Source organism: Ureibacillus thermosphaericus (assembly GCF_002370195.2).
Taxonomy (GTDB): domain Bacteria; phylum Bacillota; class Bacilli; order Bacillales_A; family Planococcaceae; genus Ureibacillus; species Ureibacillus thermosphaericus.
This window is the reverse complement of record NZ_AP018335.1, coordinates 74,235-91,160: the sequence shown is the minus strand read 5'-3', so window position 1 is coordinate 91,160 and position 16,926 is coordinate 74,235. Positions and strand designations below refer to the sequence as shown.

At 36.3% G+C, this 16,926-nt stretch carries 14 protein-coding genes and 2 pseudogenes; 11 read left to right on the top strand and 5 right to left on the bottom strand.

The features are described 5' to 3' along the window. Nucleotides 1-207 precede the first annotated feature (207 nt). From UtA1_RS00470 to UtA1_RS00450, 5 genes are all read left to right on the top strand, one after another. Nucleotides 208-1,773 (top strand): recombinase family protein, encoded by a 1,566-nt coding sequence (locus UtA1_RS00470; protein WP_096549698.1) that lies wholly within the window; start codon nt 208-210, stop codon nt 1,771-1,773. A 140-nt stretch (nt 1,774-1,913) separates the two neighbouring features. Beyond that, nucleotides 1,914-2,156, top strand: coding sequence for a single-stranded DNA-binding protein (locus tag UtA1_RS00465; RefSeq protein WP_096549697.1), 243 nt, complete (start codon nt 1,914-1,916; stop codon nt 2,154-2,156). 18 nt (nt 2,157-2,174) lie between these two features. Further along, on the top strand, nt 2,175-2,873 hold the full coding sequence (gene vanR / locus UtA1_RS00460; RefSeq protein ID WP_033826681.1) for a VanR-ABDEGLN family response regulator transcription factor: 699 nt from the start codon (nt 2,175-2,177) through the stop codon (nt 2,871-2,873). Continuing rightward, entirely contained in the window at nt 2,851-3,996 is a 1,146-nt protein-coding gene (gene vanS / locus UtA1_RS00455; RefSeq protein WP_197722734.1) for a vancomycin resistance histidine kinase VanS, read from the top strand. The genes vanR and vanS overlap by 23 nt, the downstream gene beginning before the upstream one ends. Before the next feature lie 96 nt (nt 3,997-4,092). After that, nucleotides 4,093-5,061, top strand: coding sequence for a D-alanyl-D-alanine carboxypeptidase family protein (locus UtA1_RS00450; RefSeq protein ID WP_096549695.1), 969 nt, complete (start codon nt 4,093-4,095; stop codon nt 5,059-5,061). Between the two features lie 323 nt (nt 5,062-5,384). Here the strand turns inward: UtA1_RS00450 and UtA1_RS00445 are convergent, their stop codons facing one another. After that, complete coding sequence (locus UtA1_RS00445; RefSeq protein ID WP_096549694.1) at nt 5,385-5,594, bottom strand: DUF6366 family protein; 210 nt, start codon at nt 5,592-5,594, stop codon at nt 5,385-5,387. A gap of 640 nt (nt 5,595-6,234) precedes the next feature. Here UtA1_RS00445 and arr point away from each other — a divergent pair. The 3 genes and pseudogenes from arr to UtA1_RS00430 form a co-directional block, all read left to right on the top strand. After that, the gene (gene arr / locus UtA1_RS17960) at nt 6,235-6,648 is read left to right on the top strand and encodes an NAD(+)--rifampin ADP-ribosyltransferase (protein ID WP_408647332.1); all 414 of its coding nucleotides are present in this window, start codon (nt 6,235-6,237) and stop codon (nt 6,646-6,648) included. Nucleotides 6,649-7,134: 486 nt separating this feature from the next. After that, nucleotides 7,135-8,535 (top strand): ribosomal protection-like ABC-F family protein, encoded by a 1,401-nt coding sequence (gene abc-f, locus UtA1_RS00435; protein ID WP_232019878.1) that lies wholly within the window; start codon nt 7,135-7,137, stop codon nt 8,533-8,535. 446 nt (nt 8,536-8,981) lie between these two features. Next, nucleotides 8,982-9,676, top strand: a pseudogene (locus UtA1_RS00430) (lipoate--protein ligase family protein); the annotation flags it as partial. A gap of 249 nt (nt 9,677-9,925) precedes the next feature. On the opposite strand, the gene UtA1_RS00425 reads toward UtA1_RS00430, so the two are convergent. Then, nucleotides 9,926-11,359 (bottom strand): DDE-type integrase/transposase/recombinase, encoded by a 1,434-nt coding sequence (locus tag UtA1_RS00425; protein WP_096549692.1) that lies wholly within the window; start codon nt 11,357-11,359, stop codon nt 9,926-9,928. Between the two features lie 404 nt (nt 11,360-11,763). After that, nucleotides 11,764-13,200, bottom strand: a pseudogene (locus UtA1_RS00420) (DDE-type integrase/transposase/recombinase). Between the two features lie 302 nt (nt 13,201-13,502). Here UtA1_RS00420 and UtA1_RS00415 point away from each other — a divergent pair. Beyond that, on the top strand, nt 13,503-13,793 hold the full coding sequence (locus UtA1_RS00415; protein WP_096549691.1) for a DUF4064 domain-containing protein: 291 nt from the start codon (nt 13,503-13,505) through the stop codon (nt 13,791-13,793). Nucleotides 13,794-14,144: 351 nt separating this feature from the next. On the opposite strand, the gene UtA1_RS00410 is transcribed toward UtA1_RS00415, so the two are convergent. Then, the gene (locus tag UtA1_RS00410) at nt 14,145-14,558 is read right to left on the bottom strand and encodes a hypothetical protein (RefSeq protein ID WP_096549690.1); all 414 of its coding nucleotides are present in this window, start codon (nt 14,556-14,558) and stop codon (nt 14,145-14,147) included. A 79-nt stretch (nt 14,559-14,637) separates the two neighbouring features. On the opposite strand from UtA1_RS00410, the gene UtA1_RS00405 reads away from it, so the two are divergent. After that, entirely contained in the window at nt 14,638-14,892 is a 255-nt protein-coding gene (locus tag UtA1_RS00405) for a hypothetical protein (RefSeq protein WP_096549689.1), read from the top strand. Continuing rightward, nucleotides 14,893-15,252: a hypothetical protein gene (locus UtA1_RS00400; protein ID WP_096549688.1), complete on the top strand. Its 360-nt coding sequence runs from the start codon at nt 14,893-14,895 to the stop codon at nt 15,250-15,252. A 48-nt stretch (nt 15,253-15,300) separates the two neighbouring features. Here UtA1_RS00400 and tnpC read toward each other — a convergent pair whose 3' ends face one another. After that, complete coding sequence (gene tnpC, locus UtA1_RS00395) at nt 15,301-16,878, bottom strand: IS66 family transposase (RefSeq protein WP_126434373.1); 1,578 nt, start codon at nt 16,876-16,878, stop codon at nt 15,301-15,303. Nucleotides 16,879-16,926: the final 48 nt, after the last annotated feature.

Below are 16,926 nucleotides of genomic sequence, written 5' to 3'. Positions count from 1 at the left end.
AAACCCTTATTTTTATTCTTTGAGGAAACATATCAACTACCATGAAAGTGATAGGGGTTGAGTTGATAGGTTAGATTTTTTATTGGGGTTGAGAAGGCAGGATAGATAATTAAAAAGATACCATAGAACAAGTAATTCAGAAGTATACAAATCCTTTTACACAAGCGGAATATGTATACAGCTTAATAGAAAGTGAGGTGCAGCAAGATGGCAGTTAACAAAAATGTAATGATTATACCTGCAATAAAACGTGTAGGCAACAATCGAAAAGAAGATGAAACACCAAAACTTCGGGTCGCTGCTTATTGCCGAGTTTCTACAGATAGTGATGAGCAGGCTAGTAGTTACGAAGTGCAGATTGAACACTATACAGAGTTTATTAAAAAGAATTCAGAGTGGGAATTTGCAGGGATCTTTGCTGATGATGGTATCAGCGGCACAAATACAAAAAATCGCGACGAATTTAATCGAATGATTGATGAGTGTATGGCTGGGAAAATTGATATGGTTATTACCAAATCAATAAGCCGATTTGTTAGAAATACCTTGGACTGTCTACAATACATCAGAAAACTTAAAGATAAAAATGTTGCGGTATATTTTGAGAAAGAAAATATCAATACACTGGATGCCAAAGGTGAAATTATGCTTACCATTATGGCATCCTTAGCGCAACAAGAGAGCCAGTCATTAAGCCAGAATGTAAAGCTTGGTTACCAATACCGATACCAACAGGGAGAGGTAATGGTCAATTGTTCTAGGTTTTTAGGATATACCAAAGATGAAAATAAGCGATTAGTAATTGTGCCGGAGGAAGCTGAAATTGTTAAAAGGATTTACCGAGAGTATCTTGAAGGCTCAAGTATGGATAAAATCAAAAAAGGACTTGAAGCTGATGGCATACTTACGGGAGCGGGGAAAAAAAGGTGGCATACCAGTACTATAAGGAAAATATTAAGCAATGAAAAATACATTGGTGATGCATTGCTCCAAAAAACTTATACGGTAGATTTTCTTACAAAAAAGAGGGTTGTGAATAACGGAATCGTACCTCAGTATTATGTAGAGAATAACCATGAAGCCATTATCCCGCGTGAAATCTTCATGCAGGTACAAGAAGAGTTAGTTCGTAGAAGTAGAGGACATATAAGTACTAGTGGAAAGAAAAGGAACTTTAGTTCAAATCATGTATTTTCACAAATTATCTTCTGTGGAGAGTGTGGCGAAATATACCGTAGAGTTCATTGGAATAACCGAGGTAAAAAATCGATTGTTTGGAGATGCGTCAGTAGACTTGAGAATACAGGGTTAACTTGTCATTCCCGAACCGTGCTGGAGGATATGATAGGTATTGCTACGGTGGATGCGATTAATAAACTAATAGGGCAAAAGGATGGCTTTTTAACTATCTTAAAGGAAAATATAGAAACAGTGATAAGTGAAACGGACAATAATATTGTTGCCGAGATAGATAAAAAGCTAGAGGAATTACAAAAAGATCTTTTGAGACTGGCTAATTCCAAAGAAGATTATAACGACATTGCCGATGAGATTTATAGGATCAGAGAAGAAAGGCATAAGGCTTTAGCAGAAGAAGCAGGCAAAAAAGGTTCCAAGCAAAGACTAGAAGATATGGAAAAGTTCCTAAATGAACAATCCACCCTCCTTGAGGAGTATGATGAGCAACTAGTAAGGAAACTTATAGAGAAAATAACGGTTTATGATGACAAACTAACTATTGAATTTAAATCTGGTGTAGAAGTAGATGTATAAACATAACCTTCATGAATGACCACCATTCAGGAGATATATTCTCTTGATTGGTGGTTTTCTTTCATTGACTGGAATTGGTAAAAGACACATAATTTTATTAACAATGTTGTTGATATTGTTATTGATAAGGAGATGACAACATGGGTGATGTTAATGAGTTACTAGAAGAAGCTATTAAGGAAACTGAAAACTTGAATGAAGGTGAAGTCTTTCTTGTTAAAGATCTGTTCAAGGGTTATGTATGGAATAGAATACCCAGAAAGGATCGACTTCTGCTTGGGACTTTATTTTTAAACTACGTAAATAAAATGGAAGGTAATATAAAGGCTATTGAAAAGACTTCATCTAATCAGCAGAGGTATAAAAAGACAATTGGCAAGTAGAAAGAAGGGAAAAAATTTATGAGTATCAATATTTTAGTTGTCGACGATGAACAAGCTATAGCAGATCTAATTGAAGTTTATCTGAAAAATGAAGGTTTTACAGTTTACAAATTTTATAACGGTCAAGATGCGTTACGATGTGTTGATTCAAAACAGTTGGAGCTTGCGATACTTGATGTTATGCTACCAGATATTGACGGTTTTACTATATGTCAGAAAATTAGGGAAAAGCATAATTTTCCAATTATCATGCTGACAGCCAAAGAAGAAGAAATCGATAAGATTACCGGACTGACATTAGGTGCTGATGACTATATCACTAAACCATTCCGTCCTTTAGAACTAGTTGCTCGTGTAAAGGCGCAGCTCAGGAGATTTACCAAATATAATTCTCCAGAGAAAAAGCAGGAAGAACACCTGATTGCTTTTTCCGGATTGGTATTGGACATAAAGAGCCATGAATGTACACTGAATGAAAAAAAGTTATCTCTCACTCCTACAGAGTTTTCAATTCTTTGGGTTCTTTGTTCCAATCGAGGACGAGTGGTAAGCTCTGAAGAATTGTTTCGCAAGGTATGGGGAGACAAGTACTTTAGTAACAGCAATAATACGGTAATGGTTCATATTCGGCATTTAAGAGAAAAAATGGGCGATAGTGCGGAACATCCAAAATATATAAAAACGGTATGGGGAGTTGGCTATAAAATTGAAAAGTAACAGAGATAAGAGAAGGGATTATTATGCAAAATTAAAAGGGAAAATATTTTTTCGAATGCTCCTTACTGTTTTTGCCACAGTCGCAACTGTTATTTTCTTGCGTTTTGTAATTCAAGACAACCTCAGTGTTGGAGAGAGCATTGTAGAATTTTTAAAGAATAAGTTTTACTTGAGTGAAAGCGATGCTGTAATAATTTATCGGTATACATTTCTTTATAATGAAGATATTATCACACTTATTGTGATTACCATATTCTTAGTTATTTTGCTTAGATTTTCAATTTCTTGGTTTACTAAATATTTCGATGAAGTAATTAACGCAATGGATAAACTTGTTGAAGAATCCGATAATGAAATTACATTATCACCGGAATTGGATTTTATGGAAATTAAGATTAATCAGATAAAAAACAACTTGGAAAAACAAAAAAAAGCTGCACTTGATGCCGAGCAGCGCAAAAATGATTTGGTCGTTTACTTGGCTCATGATATAAAGACACCTCTGACCTCCGTTATAGGATACTTAAATCTACTGGATGAGGCTCCTGATATGCCACCTGAACAGAAGGCAAAATATATCGGAATTACCTTGGAAAAAGCTTATCGATTAGAACACCTTATCAATGAGTTTTTTGAGATCACAAGATTCAATCTTCAAACTATTGTTTTGAATAAAGAAAAAATAAATTTACTGTTCATGCTCCAGCAAATGGCAGATGAATTCTATCCAATGCTGGCTCCACAGGGAAAGCAGATATCTGTCAATGTGCCTGACGGACTCACTCTGTGGGGAGATGCAGACAAACTAGCCCGTGTATTCAATAATATTCTGAAAAATGCCATAGCCTATAGCGATGAAAATAGTGTCATTGATATTTCTGCATGGCAGCAGGACGAAAATATTGTTATAACTTTTATGAATCAGGGAAATCCAATTCCACAGACAAAGATTGATACTATTTTTGAAAAATTTTACCGATTAGATTCTGCACGTTCCACAAACACCGGTGGAGCAGGCCTAGGTTTGGCAATCGCACAAGAAATTGTCACAGCTCACGATGGAACGATTTCTGTAGAAAGCAACCCGGAAAATACTACATTTACAGTAAAGCTTCCGTCTTAAGAAAATCTTAAGAAGTTCATAAGATTGAATTCCAACATAGCTTCTTGTTCTGTGGTTAAATAATACTATCATCGCAGAATAAGGAGTTGATTTATTATGGTACGAAAAGTGAAAAAGAAAAAGTCTGGAATACGCGTATTTGTTATATTTTCATTGATAGTTGTTGTTTTTGTTTTCAAATTCATCATTACTCCAGGAAACCAACATAGGTTTGAAACAGAATATGACGATAATACAACGCTTGTTCCCTCTGCAGAGATAGAACCCGATTCCTCTGTTTCTATATCTCTCGATAAACTAAACAGTACTAATGCGATCCTAATCCGTTTAGAAGATCAAACTATTCTGATGCAAAAAAGTAGCGAAGAAAAGATCTATCCTGCTTCGTTAACTAAAATGATGACAGCTATTGTTGCAATAGAAAATTTGACAAATTTGCAGAAAGAAATACAACTAACCCATTATACCTTTAATGGTCTTTATAGTGCCAATGCTTCTATGGCCGGTTTCCAGCCAGGTGAGAAGGTAAGGGCTATTGATCTTTTATACGGGGTGATGCTTCGAAGTGGTGCAGAAGCTTGTATTGGTCTTGCGGATCATATTGCTGGTTCGGAGCAAGACTTTGTAACGATGATGAATCAAAAGGCGGCAGATCTAGGGATGTACAACACCCATTTTGAAAATACCACAGGACTTCACAATGAAAACCATTACACAACAGTCAAAGATTTGGCCATTCTTTTAAACTATGCTTTGCAAAATGAAACTTTCAGGGAGATTTTTACTGCGTCTCGTCATTCCACACAACCCACGAATAAGCACCCTGAAGGGATAACCTTTTACCATACCATGTTTGAAAAACTCAACAATCAAAACATTATTGGCGGAGAAATTTTAGGAGGGAAAACTGGATATACCGATGAAGCTGGTCTGTGTCTTGCGAGTCTTGCAAAAGTGGGTAACCAAGAATATATATTGATTACAGCTGGTGCAAAAGGAGATATCCATTCTGAACAGTATAATATTACTGATGCATTAGCTGTATACAATAGTATTGGGAAATAATAAGTTTTTCATAAGATTTTGATTTGTTCCCGCCTACCGATAGTGCAAAAAGTGCCTTTGACTTGTTTCCGACTACCGACAATGTAAAAGACATCAATCCACCCCGCTCGTTGCACGTTGAGTGTGTATCGCAGTTAATTTTAAAATGAAAAATAAGGCAAGATGAGGTTTTCTTATCTTGCCTCTACTTTATTTGGTGCAGAAAATCGATTAATCGGTAAACCATTTGCTCTTTTAAATCTCATGCCGTATTAAAAATTTTTATTATAACTGTTTACTTTCCAGTGAGCAGTTCAGCCTTTGTTTGTACTTATTAAATAAATTCAAAATAAAAGTTGGTATATTACAAAACCAATAAATAATATCAAAATTAATATTCCGATACCTTTCCATCCTATGCCTTCTCCTAAATTTCCTAAACTCCCATTTTCAGCTCGATTAAATCCATCATTTAGTGTACCTGTTGGATTTTTTTTAAGCTCTTCAAATCTCATTCTTTCTCTTGTCTCTTTGGGAGAATTCTTATGTTTCATCTAAAAATCACCCACCTTAATAAAATTAGGTAGGGGCGTGGATATCATTCAAGTCACCAGCAGGGCCAAATATTCTCTTCCCAATTTAATTATAACATGTATAAAATGGCGAAAATAGACTGTTTATTCTGAATTTCGACTGTTATACTTCGAAAGTACATTAGCGATATTTCTCAGGGATTCGATGTTCATAATTTGGTCTGCTCCATTAAGTGAAGAATTAGCAAAGGGTAAAGCCAATGGAGAAGTTTTAAGAAGTTAGCTTCTGTATATACTCATCATAACGATTTGGAGGAAAGTTTAAATGAATAAAATATTTGATCCAAATAACGCTATTATTAAACTCTGCATAAATGGGATGGCATTGGAGGAAAGGGGAAACAGTGAGGATGCAATCAAGATGTTTCATAAAGCATGGGACGAAGCTACTGATGACTATGAAAGATTTATCGCATCTTATCATATAGCTCGTATACAAAAGAGTGTTACAGACAAATTAAAATGGATGGAGACTTCTCTACAGTGTGCCCTAAAGATCAATGATGATAATGTTAAAAGTGCATACCCAACGTTATATTTACACATTGCCAAATGTTATGAGAAGTTGGGTGATTCCGAGAATGCAAAAAGAAATTATGAATTGTCCAATTCAGCTAAGGCTGCACCTACTGATGAAGGTCCATTTTATCATGGGACAAAGGCAGATTTGAAAATTGGTGATCTACTGACAGCGGGTGGAATTTCAAATTTCAATTCTGAAATTAAAATGAACCACGTTTATTTCACTGCTAATATTAATGTTGCTGGACTAGCAGCAACATTAGCAAAAGGAGAAGGAAGGGAACGCATTTATATAATAAAACCAACAGGTGAATTTGAAAACGATCCAAATGTTACGGATAAAAAATTCCCTGGTAACTTAACACGTTCTTATCGCTCGAAAGAACCTTTAAGAATTATAGGTGAAGTAACAGAGTGGATGAAAATGACAACTACTCAGCAACAAGAATGGCGTGAAAAAACAGCTAAAAACAAAGGCGAAATTATTAACTAAATGCATTTAATGGTGTGATAGTTAAATAACCTTATATTACATTGAAACTTGACAGAAAAGTTAAATATTTATTATAATTGCAGTCAATAGGCTATAGGCTAATGAAGAGCCTAAGAAAAAATTTAAGAAAGGTAAGGTATCTGCAGAAAATGTACAACTAATTCACTTAACTAGGAAGGAAAATGTAATGAAGTTTTGAGAAAGTCGTTGGAAAACGGCTTAACAATCATGCATTTTTTACCAGTGAGTGGATAGTACTGACTTCTGTAGATAGCTTTCGATAACTATACTTTGCTGTAGATTCTGTTGCCTGAGAGAGTACTTATTTTTTGTTTTTTGGCTTATGGCATGGGCAATAGAAGATATAGTTTTTTTGGTATGGTTATGGTCTGATAGATACTATCCTCTCCGGTAAATTTAGGAGGGGTTTTTATTTTATTAGTCGAATGTAGAAATCTAAAAAAATCTTTTGGAGATCGTCTTATTTTGGATATTGAAAATCTCTGCATATATGATCAAGATCGTATTGGTATTGTGGGCGTAAATGGGGCAGGAAAAACAACACTATTGAACCTTTTAAGCCAAAGAATAGAGCCTGATGAAGGATGGGTAAAACTTTATGGGGAATGCGCCTATATCTCCCAACTAGAGCCCCCTGAAGAAAAAACAATAAAACAAGAGACGGCTTCAAAATTTAAAGTTCCCCAAACCTATCGGGAGAGTATGAGCGGAGGAGAAAGAAACCGCTTTAAGCTGGCGGCCAGCCTAGGTCAAAATCATGCCATCATTTTCGCTGATGAACCCACTAGTAATATGGATATTGAAGGAATTCAATTAGTCGAAAATTCCTTTGCCAACTTTTCTGGTGCCCTAGTCTTGATTTCTCACGATCGAGATTTGCTAGATAGCCTTTGTAACAAAATAATCGAAATAGAAGAAGGGAAAATCAAAACCTATTCCGGTAACTATAGTGAATATATTAAGCAAAAAACTGAAGAGCGAGAGCTAGCACAATTTGAATATGAGCAATATGTTAAGGAAAAGAAGAGACTAGAAAGGGTTATAATTTCTACACGAGAAAAAGTAAAATCCATTCGAAAAACTCCCCGAAGGATGGGTAACTCTGAGGCTAGACTCCACAAGGTGGGCAATCAAAGAGCAAAAGCGAATTTGGATCGCGCTATTAAAAATGTGGAGGCAAGAATTCAACATTTAGAAGTTAAGGAGAAACCCCCAAAAATCGAAAAAATCAAATTTGACATTGGGGACGTACAGAAAATATATAGCAAAGTAATCATTGAAGGAAATGGGATTAACAAGAGTTTTGGGGATAAAGTGATCTTTAAAGATGCTCAATTTCATTTAGAAAACGGAGCTAAGGTAGGTTTAATAGGTCCCAATGGATGTGGAAAAACTACTCTGCTAAAAATGATTCTGAACCAAGAGGCCCCAATCAAAATTGCTCCTAACGTAAGGATTGGTTATTTCAGTCAGGAGTTAAGTATCTTAGATGAAAATAAGAGTATCCTCGACAATGTGATGGCAGAAAGCGTTTATGAGGAGAGTTTTGTTCGAATATTATTGGCTCGTCTTCTTTTCAAAAGAGATAGCGTGTATAAAAAGGTTAGGGTTTTAAGCGGAGGGGAGCGAGTTAAGGCTTCCTTTGCCAAAATAATATGTAGTGGCTTTAACCTATTGATTCTTGACGAGCCTACAAACTATCTAGATTTAAACTCTCTGGAAGTGGTGGAAGAAGTTCTACGAGAATATGAACACACCCTGCTCTTTGTCTCTCATGATCGGCGCTTTATAAATTCAGTAGCGAATCAGATTATGATTATCGAAGACTGCAAACTTAAAACTTTCAAGGGCAGCTATGATGAATAAATGGCTAGCAAGACTGAAGTTAAAGACAGGAAAAAAGAGCAGATTAAGGAAGAAATTTTACGATTAGAAATTCGGTTGACGGAGGTAATAAGTAAAATTTCTATGCCTTCCAAAAAGGATGATCCTAAGCTTTTAGAGGTACAATGAGATTTTAGGAGAAATCCATCGTTTGAAAAATCTCCTTCAATAAAATGAAATACAAAATCTACGCCAATCATAAAAATAGCCCTCAGTCCGAAAAAATCGTGATTGAAGGGCTATTTGTCATGTGTCCTAAAAGAGCAGGTGTTTTTTATTCGTCTCACTTGATTCGAGCTTACTTTAATTTGATGACAACGATAATAGTTGTCATTTTTTATTTTGATGAAAAATTCTATCGTACTAAAAAAATCAAAATGATCCTTTTTTCGTGTAAAATAAATATGGACATAAAGGAGGATATGCACATGTATTTCGTTGATAATAAAGGCATTACAGACCCTAGAGTGAACTTGGCAATGTAAGAAACATGGATGTTGAGCAAGATGATTTTTTACTGTTCTATATCAATCAACCGTCCATTATTATCGGTAAAAATCAAAACACATATGAAGAAATTAACACAGACTACGTTGAAGAAAATGGAATCATCGTCGTTCGGCGACTTTCTGGTGGCGGAGCGGTATATCACGATTTAAATAATTTAAACTTCAGCTTTATCACAAAAGATGATGGAAACAGCTTCCACAATTACAAAAGATTCACCCAGCCTGTAGTAGATGCATTGGCAAAATTAGGGGTGAACGCGGAACTGTCTGGTCGCAATGATATTTTAGTGGAAGGACGAAAAGTTTCAGGAAACGCGCAATATGTAACACGCGGCCGTTTGGTTAGCCACGGCACATTGATGTTCAATCTAGATCTGGATGCGGTGGTAAATTCATTAAAAGTAAAGCAAGACAAAATTGAATCAAAAGGCATTAAATCCGTACGTTCACGTGTAGCAAACATCATTGATTTCTTGCCGGAAAAAATTACGGTAGAACAGTTCCGAATGGAAATTTTGAAATCGATTTTCGGTGGCGAGGAGAATATCCGATATTACGAGCTGTCAGAACAAGATTGGGAAAATATTCATACGATATCGAAAGAACGCTACCAAAGGTAGTGTCAAAAGTTCTATGAAAAACTAGCACGGTTCATACTACCTACCATTTATTAGGTGGAAATGCCACGCTATCGCTCTTGACAAACACACCAATGGTTTATTCAGAGGTCAATCAAGGGCGAAGGGAACAAAAGAAGGCATGCTAAATAAACCCTTGACTTTTTCCATTTTAAACCATTGGTAAGTTCGGTTTGTCAAGAGTTCGCTTCGCCGATAGCTGAATAGGGCTCAGCTAAACAAAAGTTAGGCTGACTGTTGTTGAATCCAGTCTTGAGCTAGCCTAATAAGGGCTGTCCATCTCGCTGGCATGGTTGGTAGCTTTTCTAATTCTGGAATTGTTACTGGCACTTTACCTTCAAGTGAAGAATGTGGGCGCAAGAAGTTAAAGTAAGCCACAAACAATGTCACAAAAGAAACAGAACCTTGTTCAGAACCAAAGCCGTGTGTCGATCGATAATTTCCTTTAAACGTGCGATTTAGTCTCTCGATGATTTGCTTGAGAGGTCGATACTCTCTGGAGACATCATCTTCATTTGTTAGCCCGATGACCTGTTTTACGTCAAACGATATGTGGTTTTCTGCGAAGAAATGCTGTGCCAACAAGTAAATAGGGTTACCATCTACTACAAATTGTAGGTTTTCGGGTATTTCTTTCAGCTTCACTAGTACTTCATCAATCGCTCGTATTGCTGTTGCGGTGTCGCGATTTGGTGACACTGGATACGAAAGAATGACTTTCTTGACCGCATCAAAAAAGAAAAACAGATAATGCCAACGACCGTTGACCCGGATGTACGTTTCATCCCCACAGAATTGATCCGACAGCTCATACGGAAAGTAGTCAATATAAGGCTTGAGCCATAATGCGACGCTGTTTTCGTAGTTTAGGATACTTTGATGGGAGACAGACACGCCGTGAATATCCTTCATGATCGCTGCCGTTTTACGGGCCGATAATCCGTAATTGACATGGTACGTCAAGATGAGCCCAAGTGTATGCGGTGAAACATACAATCTTGATAAATCGACTTTTGGCTGCTTTGGTGATTGTTTGGATAACGGTTGATAGTCGATGTGGAACTTCCGGTAAATGTAGCGAACTTTCAGCGATTGTGGATCTTCTTTAAACTGTTTTTTCTCTTTTTTAGTCATGGCGCTCAAGTTTTTTTGATAATAGGTACACATATCATTTTTGCACTTAAACACGTGAAAATCTTTTCGTTCTTTAATTTTTTCAAGCGTTTTAAGGCAGTGAGGACACTTAAGAATGGCCTCTTTCTGATAACGACTTTTTTTATTGAAAACACACGCACACACCTTACACTGATATTGTCCTTTTCCTCCGTTATTTGCGTACAAATACGCAGAAGGAGCACCACACTTCGGACAACATAAGGTAGACGGTACGGGCGTAGAATTGGCTCGACGGCGTACTGGTTTTAACGGTTTTCCTTTGGATTGAAGATATTCCGTTAATAAAAGCTGATAATCGAGCTTTTCTACCTTTTCAATGATAGGTAAATCATCAATTTGAAGCTTTCGATAAGGCTGATTAACAGGAGCTTCTTTGGGTTTATCGAACATGCTTCTTCCAATTAGTAGGGTAAGTAGAGTTCGAATAATTTGTTCTTGAAAGTTTATAAAAGTAAGTAAATAGGTTATAATTTGAGGTAACAACTTGCCACTTCTCCTTTCTAGGGATTTTGTGTTGGTGTGGTTACCTCACTAATACCCTAGAATTTAGGGGGTGGCAAGTTTTTTGCTTATAAAGCCCTCTAATATAGGATTCTATAACCTATTTCTATATAAAGTTTTGACAATACGCATATGGTGGTAGTGTCAAAAAATCTATGAAAACTTAGTTTTGGAGGGATGTGATCTAGCGAAACTAGAGGAAATGCCGCCGCAATCGCTCTTGACAAACACGTCAATGGTTTGATTTCGAACCAACAAGGGCGAAGGGAACAAAAAGAAGGCACACCAAAGAAGCCCTTGCCAATTCCCATTTTAAACCATTGACTGGTTCGGTTTGTCAAGAGTTCGCTTCGCCGATGCTGGTAAGGGCTCTGCTAAACAAAAAGTTAGGCAGTTTGCTCTACTAGCCATTGTTGAGCTAAACCAATCAGTTTTGTCCAACGTGCAGGCATATTCGGCAGTCCTTTTAGCTCTGGAATAACTACAGGCACTTTGCCTTCCAGGGCTGAATGTGGCCGCAAGAAGTTAAAATAAGCCACAAACAAAGTCACATAAGAAACGGATCCGTGATCGGATCCAAATCCGTGTGTCGATCTGTAATTGCCCTTAAATGTTCGATTCAGTCTTTCAATAATTTGTTTTAGCGGTCTGTATTCCGTTGAAACCTGGTCTTCGTTGGTTAGTCCAATGACCTGCTTCACATCAAACGTAATACCGTGCTGGGCAAAAAAGTGTTGTGCTAAAAGGTAAATCGGATTGCCATCTACGACAAAGGTGAGGTCTTCCGGGATCTCTTTCATCTTCTATAAGGCCTCATCAATCGCACGAATGGCTGATACCGTATCACGATTTGGAGAAACAGGGTAGGACAGAATAATTTTCTTTACCGCATCAAAAAAGAAAAAAAGATAATGCCAACGACCATTCACCTTAATGTATGTTTCGTCTCCGCAGAATTGATCAGAAAGCTCGTAAGGATAATGATCCACATAAGGTTTGAGAAGAAGTGCTACGCTGTTTTCGTAATTCAATATACTCTGGTGAGAGATGGGTACGCCATGAACATCCTTCATCAGTGCAGCTGTTTTCCGAGCCGATAAGCCATAGTTTACATGGTAGGTTAAAATGAGCCCCAATGTGTGCGGTGACACATGAAGCCTGGACAAATCCACTTTTGGCTTCTTAGGTGAATGTTTGGCTAACGGCTGATAATCAATTTGAAACTGACGGAATATGTATCGAACTTTAAAAGACGGAGGATCCTTTTCGAACTGCTTTTTCTCTTTTTTAGACATTCCTTGCAGTTTCTTTTTGTAATACGGACAGTCATTGTTTTTGCACTTAAATACGAGAAAATCTTTTCTTTCCTTGATCTTCTCGAGTGTTTTCGAACAGTGTGGACATTTTAGTATAGCCTCCTTGGCATATTGATTCTTTTTATTAAACAGACACGCACACACCTTGCATTGATACTGTCCTTTACCTCCGTTATTGGCATAAAGATAATCTGACGGAGCACCACACCTTGGACATTTCATGGATGAAGGTACTTTACCTTTTGAATTGGAACGCCTCTGAACAGGTTTGAGAGGTTTCCCGTTCTTCTCCAAATATTCTTTGAGAAGAATTTGATAATCGAGCTTTTGTAGAGTTTCAATGATTGGCAGCTCATCCACCTGGAGTTTTTGATAAGGCTTATTGACAGGCTTTTCAGTTGGCTTATCAAACATGTTTTTTCCAATCAGAAGGGTAAGTAATGTTCGAATCATTTGATCTTGGTACTTGATATATTCAAGCAAATAGGTTAATAATTGAGGTAACAACTTGTCACTTCCTTTATTAGGGATTTTTGAGTGTGTGGTTACCTCATAAATACCCTAATTTTAAGGGGGTGGCAAGTTTTTTTTATATAAAACTAGTTATATCAACAAAAACGTAAGTTTTATTAAGTAATTTTTGACAATACGAGTATATTAATGGAGGAATAAATATGAATAGAACTGTAGAAAAATTATTAGGGATTATCGGGCTGATAATTAACATTTTATCGGCAGTTCCGATTTTTTTTATGTTATTTTTTTAAATGGGATTGCAGATGATCCAATGTTTGAAAGAGAATTAGAAGATGCGTTATATTCAACCGGTTTTACTGAAGCGGATCTATCTTCAGTTTGCAAATGATTTCTTGGCATGGTTTAGTGGATTCAGTTGGTTTATTGGGATACTAACAATTATTGCAATTGTTCTTACGATTATTGCCCTCGTTAAATTAAAGAGTAACAGCAAACAGGCTGGAATTCTCTTTATTATTTCTGGTGTGATTTCCGGATTTATTTCGATTCAAGGTATTTTATTATTAATCGCTGGTACTGTGTGTTTAGTCCGCCAACCAAATCAAGATGAACCAATAATCTAAATTGATGGAAAATGGCTCTTTCCTTGAAGAATAAAGGAGAAGCGCTATTTCGTTTTAAAGGCCATATTCGAAAAGATATTGTTAGGAAAAGGATATCCAACAACAGTGGAAACTTTTAAATTAAACTTAAATAACGATAGAAAAATGAACTTTATTTTCGGATGTGCAAATGGCATTATTCTATTATTAGATTATAGTAGCAACGTTTATTAAGAATAGTAATTAATATTTTTATTTGACGTAATAAAAAATAGGCATCTACATTGTAATCGGGTAGATGCTTTTCTTATGTTTCACTTCCTCCAAGATCTTTCTTTTTGAAAGGTGTGTCTGAAAAGTTCCATCACTTGATTATTTTATTTTATCAGCAATATGAATTGTATATCCCTCACTATTTATTTGATAACTAACACTTGTTGCAAAATGTCTATTTTTCGGATAAATCAGCTTTAAATGGATTTTTCCATTTATTTTACTATTTGGTTTCACTGTCACATATCTAATTACATCATTTTGGATTCCGCTCGGTACGTTAATTCCAGAACTAATATATAATTTTGTGATAGGCTTAGCCACCCTAATTTCATCATCGGTTTGATTATAAATTCTTGTTTGAAATGTGGTGATAAATAGTAAATAATTATTAATTTTTACTTCAACTAAAACCCCATTCTCTTCACCTAAATATACATATTCCTTATGAAGAAGCTTACTAGAAAATAAAATAAAAAATATAATGATAATTAAATAAAATTTTTTTTTCATTTAATCACCCTATTTTCAAATTTTTTGTTGATATATACCAATATTATACCATTTAGGTAAAAAAAGGGAGATATTTGAGATGAGATTAATTAATCATTTACTAGTATTTTTTGTTACTTTTTTTCTTTTTTTCACTAGTACATATTTTGTAATGGCTTCCGAGATTAATAGAAATCCGACTCAAATGGAATTGGAGAAAAACATTAAATTAAGGAAAACCCTTGGATTTGATATAAATAGAAATCATGTATTATCAATTTTAAATGATGAAAACAAAGAAGAACGCTTTTCTTATGGATTTACAAAAGAAGAAGCAAAAGAATTTGATAGATGAATGAAATTCCAAAAAGATGAAGTACCGAAGATTAAGCAGAAGGTCTTTGAAAAAATTAATGAGAATAACATTGGTTCATTTTACATTGATCAGAAAAATAACGGAAAACTAATTTTGGGAATTACAGTAGGTACTCCAAAATCAACAATTGAAAAAATAAAAAAAGAGATTAATGAATTAACAACGGAATCTGAAAATGTTGAATTTATTTTTGTTGAAAACTCACTAATTGAATTAGAGGAATTACGTGACAAAATTATTGAAGAAAGTGGAAATTTATTAAATCAAAATATAAAAATTTTAGATATAACACTTAATATGAAATTTAATAAATTAGTAATTGGAGTAGAAGATAAGTAAGCGTAAAATAGTCCACACCTACCTTTAGATGTGGACTATTGTTATGATTTATTTAGCTTTATTAGGAACACGACATTCTTCTGGAATTGTTGTGGACCAAGGAAGGAGTTGATCTAATTTTTCTTTGTCAGTCAGATTAATATTTGGAAGCTGTTCAAATAAATATTTAAGGTAATTGAATGGGTTTAATCCGTTTTCCTTCGCAGTCTCCACAATGCTATAAATGATTGCGCTGGATTTAGCTCCCTTTATGGTATTGCTAAACAGCCAGTTTTTCCTCCCGATTACAAACGGTTTAATGGATCGTTCTGCGCGGTTGTTATCAATTTCTAAACGACCATCCTCTAAAAAAGCTACTAAACGGTCCCATTGATTACGACAATATTTAATGGCTTGCCCAAGTGCACTTTTTGGCAACACTCTTGTGGCTTGTTCACGAAGCCATGCCAAAAAAGCCTCCAATACCGGTTGGCTGCGTTCTAAACGTTTCTTATAACGTTCTTCAGGACTAACGTCCTTTAGATCCCGTTCTATCGAGAAAAGTTGGTTACAGAATGCAAGACCTTCTTTGGCTTTAACGTGAGTAGTTTTAGCCGATTCAGGAAGAGCCTGCAAAGCTTCTGTGAATTTACGTCTGGCATGAGCCCAACAACCGACCAGACTGACATCGGGGATTCCGTTATAACCGGCATACCCGTCCACATGTAAATATCCACGGAAACCTTCCAAAAATCGTAAAGGATGTTTGGATGCACGGGTTCGCTGGTAGTCATACAATACAATTGGAGGCCCCATTCGTCCTGTCCGATAAAGCCACATAAATGATTTGGAAGTCGCTCGTCGGTCAGGTTCTGAAAGAACCTGTAAGGTGGTCTCATCCGCATGGAGGATATCCTGATTCAATAGATGGTTACGCATTCGGTCGTAAACAGGACTCAACCAGGTGTCGGCTCCATACAAAATCCAATTGGATAAGGTTTGCCTGGAAATGAATATGCCAAATCGCTCCAGATGTTTTTCCTGGCGATACAAAGGCATACTTTCAACGTATTTCTGCGTCATCGTATAAGCCATTGACGATGGAGATGCCAGACTTCCCGGAAAAACAGGAGCCGGCATTTTCGCCGTGACAATAGGCGTCTCGAGTTCATGGCGTTCACAATGACGGCAACTATAAACATATTGGACATGCTTTTTCACTTTTACTTGTGCTGGAATAACTTCTATTTCTCTGCGTACCTGCGTACTCATTTCGTGTAGCGGTCCAGCGCAACACGAACAAACCTGTTCCTCAGCTGGCAAACGGTATTCCACCGTTTCAGTAGGCAGGTTGTCTAGTTTTTCATCTCGACGATTTCGCTTCTTCTTGCGTGTATATGTAATGGTTTCAATCGTCGGCTCTTCTTCATCAGGATTTGCGGTAGCTTCAGCTTCATTGAAAAGAGACAGTTGGTCTGAATTGATCTTCTCACTGGAAGAACCAAAACGACGTTGTTGACTTAACCGAAATTGCTCCTCATACCATTTTAGCTTTGCTTCCAAAGCTTCCTTTTCTATTTCAAGCTTTTCGGTACGCGCTTTATAGTATTCAATTGTTTCTTGAGTTTTCATGTCCATGTTTTTCATAGTTCCAGTATACGCAAAAGAATCCGGCTTGACCAGTCGGATTCTCAA